Here is a 3,212-nt window from a genome sequence, read left to right on the forward strand (position 1 = left end):
GGCATCTGGTGCCGCTCCAATACCCACTGAATCTAAGACAACTAAGTGAATGCGATCAAATTGTGACATAACTTCTCCTTTATCAATTGAAAATAGGAAGTCAGACCAGCATCCTTCCTATTTCCTTTATATTATTTAATAAGTGCCTTCTTCAACTTTTTGGTTCTTAACAATCTTGATGATACGGCTAGTACCCAAGCGTGAAGCTCCTAAAGCAATAAATTTTTCAGCATCTTCCAATGATGAGATTCCACCTGCTGCCTTAATTTTAACACCTTCGCCAACATATTTTGCCATCATTTCAACATCTTCAAATGTAGCACCTGCTGTCGAAAAACCAGTAGAGGTTTTAATAAAGTCTGCACCTGAACGTGTGACAACTCCACAAAGTTCGATAAGTTCTTCTTTAGTTAATTGACATGTCTCAACGATAACTTTTAAGATATGGTCTTGACATGCAGCTTTGATTTGACGAATTTCTTCTTCAACAATATCAAAATCCCCATTTTTAACATCTGTCAAATTAATGACCATGTCAATTTCATCAGCACCATTTTTAATAGCATCTTGACATTCAAAAACCTTCGCTGCAGTTGTACTATAGCCATTTGGGAACCCAATAACAGTACAAATAGCTAATTTTCCTGAAACGTACTCTGCTGCTTTTTTGACGTAAGAGGCTGGAATACATGCTGAAGCTGTTTCATAAGCCATTGCATCATCTAAAATTGTTTGGATTTCTGGCCATGTTGCTGTTGTTGCTAGCAAAGTATGGTCTACCGTTTTTAAAATATCTTTTACTTCCACGTTACTATCCTTCTTTCTTTTGTCAACTTTTAGAATAGAGTTACAATACCGACGATAAAGGCGCTAAGCATACTTACAGCAATACCACCAATCATTGCACGGAAAACAAGTCGAGCTAGGGTGCCACGTTTCTCTGGACAAAGAACAGCAATACCTGAAACACAGATACCTAAACTTGATAAATTAGCAAAACCACAGAGTGAAATAGTTGCTACCAATGCTGTACGATAATCTAAAGATTTGATTAGGTGACCCAATTGTTGGAACGAAACAAACTCATTTAAAATCAACTTACTTCCAAGAAGGTTTCCTTCTAGAAGAATGTTTTTGTGGTCAAATCCCATAAGAAAACCAAATGGAGCAAAAACATATGAGAAGATTTGTTCTAAGCGAATTCCCAATCCACTTAACATCATATTAATCAAAGAAACTAAACCAACAAAGGCAATCAAACTAGCACCAATTGAGAAAGCCATTTGTGCACCTGTGCTTGCACCCTCAGCGATTGCATCAATCACATTGGCGTTATTACCTTTATTATCCATCTTAATGTCATCAATTTTTTGAACAGGTTCTGTTTGAGGCAATAAGATTTTAGCAATGAGAATACTGCCAATAGGAACCATTGTTGAAGCAATCAAGAGATATTCCATTGGAATGCCTAATGCAATGTAGCCACCAAGAATAGAAACTGACATACTTCCCATACCTGATACCAACACAACCATTATCTCACTATCAGTCATACGACCTAGGTATTTGCTAACCAAAATTGGACTGTCTGTTTGACCAAGAAACATATTAGCTACGGCAACAAAACTCTCAACCTCTGAGGATTTCATAATTTTACCAACACCCTTACCTATCCATTTTACTACAAATCCAAGGATTCCTACATAATAAAGTAGACTAACTAGGGCAGATAAGAAAACAATATTACCAAGCGTTTGAATGGCGAAAATAAAACCAGTTTTTGCTCCACTATCTGCTAATGAACCAAACACAAAATTTAAACCAGCTTGACCACAGTTGATTACTTTAGTAACTCCAGTTGAAACAACACTAACAACTTGTTGGCCTAGTGGGATACGTACTAAGATTAGCGCAATAATGAATTGAACGATAAGAGCTTTTCCAATTAAACTTAGAGAAACACTCTTACGATTGAAAGAAATTGCATACACAATTCCTAATACCAATAAAATACCAATAATACTATAAATAAATTGCATGATGACTTCCAAAACCTCGCTTATTGTGATTTATCATTTTCAATAAGTGTACGGAGTGCTTCAACAGCAACTTGAATAGCTGCTTCTGTGTCATGAGCCATTGGGTTATCCATACCCAAAGCGTTGCGTTCTTGATTACCAACAACAAGGAAATCTGATCCACAACGAACTCCTAGATGACTTGCTGCTACAAAAAGAGCTGCAGATTCCATTTCAGACGCTTTTGTTCCCAGACGTTTCCATGCTTCCCATTTATTTAATAATTCATAACTAACTGGCATACGTTCTGGCTCATGTTGTCCATAAAATGCATCTTTACATTGAACTACTCCTGCGTGACTTGTGTAACCAAGCTTTTTAGCTGCATTAACTAGAGCATTCGTTACCTCCAAGTCAGCTACAGCAGGAAATTCAATCGGAGCATATTCTTTACTTGTACCTTCCATACGGATAGCTCCGGTTGCAATAACGATGTCTCCGCCTTTAACATCAAGGTCAATACCACCACATGTTCCAACACGGATAAAGGTATCAGCGCCACAGAGTTTCAATTCTTCCATCGCAATAGACGCTGATGGACCACCAATACCAGTTGAAGTAACACTGACTTTTTCACCGTTTAATGTACCTGTATAAGTAACATATTCACGGCTGTCTGCTACAAGAACTGCATTATCAAAATGTTCCGCAATTTTTGCACAACGTTTTGGATCACCTGGCATGATAACATAACGACCTACATCACCTGGACGAATCTGTAGGTGATATTGCAATCCGACTTCACCTGAATAATTCTGCATGATAAAGACCTCCTTAATGTCTTGTCTATTTTTTTTACACTTGTATAATAACATACAAGACAACCTTTGTAAACGCTTTTATTGAAAGAAAGCGTTTTATTTTTTAACTTGATTTTTCTAATTTTTTCAATTAAACTAACTTGTATACGGAGGTTACAATGCCTAAAAATGAACTAAATAATAAACTAAATAAACTAAAGCATGTGCAAGTCTACAATAAGATTTTTAACATGATTCAAGACGGTACTTATTCTCCTGGAATGCAATTGCCTTCTGAGCCCGAATTAGCAGGGCAACTTAATGTTAGTCGAGCTACTTTACGAAAGTCATTAGCACTATTACAAGAAGACCATTTGGTTAAAAATATCAGAGG

The 3,212-nt window shown here is 36.8% G+C and carries 4 protein-coding genes and 1 pseudogene; 1 reads left to right on the top strand and 4 read right to left on the bottom strand.

Features of this window, described 5'->3' with window-relative positions; genetic code table 11:
• The 4 genes and pseudogenes from HMPREF9171_RS1000000114175 to udp all read right to left on the bottom strand — a co-directional run.
• A pseudogene (locus HMPREF9171_RS1000000114175) lies at window positions 1-69 on the bottom strand (phosphopentomutase); the annotation flags it as partial.
• 66 nt (window positions 70-135) lie between these two features.
• Complete coding sequence (gene deoC, locus HMPREF9171_RS112090; protein WP_000453151.1) at window positions 136-807, bottom strand: deoxyribose-phosphate aldolase; 672 nt, start codon at window positions 805-807, stop codon at window positions 136-138.
• A 29-nt stretch (window positions 808-836) separates the two neighbouring features.
• A complete protein-coding gene (locus HMPREF9171_RS112085) occupies window positions 837-2,039 on the bottom strand; it encodes a NupC/NupG family nucleoside CNT transporter (protein ID WP_001159688.1) in 1,203 nt (400 codons plus the stop codon).
• Between the two features lie 20 nt (window positions 2,040-2,059).
• The gene (udp, locus tag HMPREF9171_RS112080) at window positions 2,060-2,839 is read right to left on the bottom strand and encodes a uridine phosphorylase (protein ID WP_001182060.1); all 780 of its coding nucleotides are present in this window, start codon (window positions 2,837-2,839) and stop codon (window positions 2,060-2,062) included.
• Between the two features lie 158 nt (window positions 2,840-2,997).
• On the opposite strand from udp, the gene HMPREF9171_RS1000000114020 reads away from it, so the two are divergent.
• Window positions 2,998-3,212 (top strand): GntR family transcriptional regulator (locus HMPREF9171_RS1000000114020; RefSeq protein WP_001871920.1); only part of this gene is annotated, 215 nt, incomplete at its 3' end.

Origin of the sequence: Streptococcus agalactiae ATCC 13813, from assembly GCF_000186445.1 — a bacterium.
Taxonomy (GTDB): domain Bacteria; phylum Bacillota; class Bacilli; order Lactobacillales; family Streptococcaceae; genus Streptococcus; species Streptococcus agalactiae.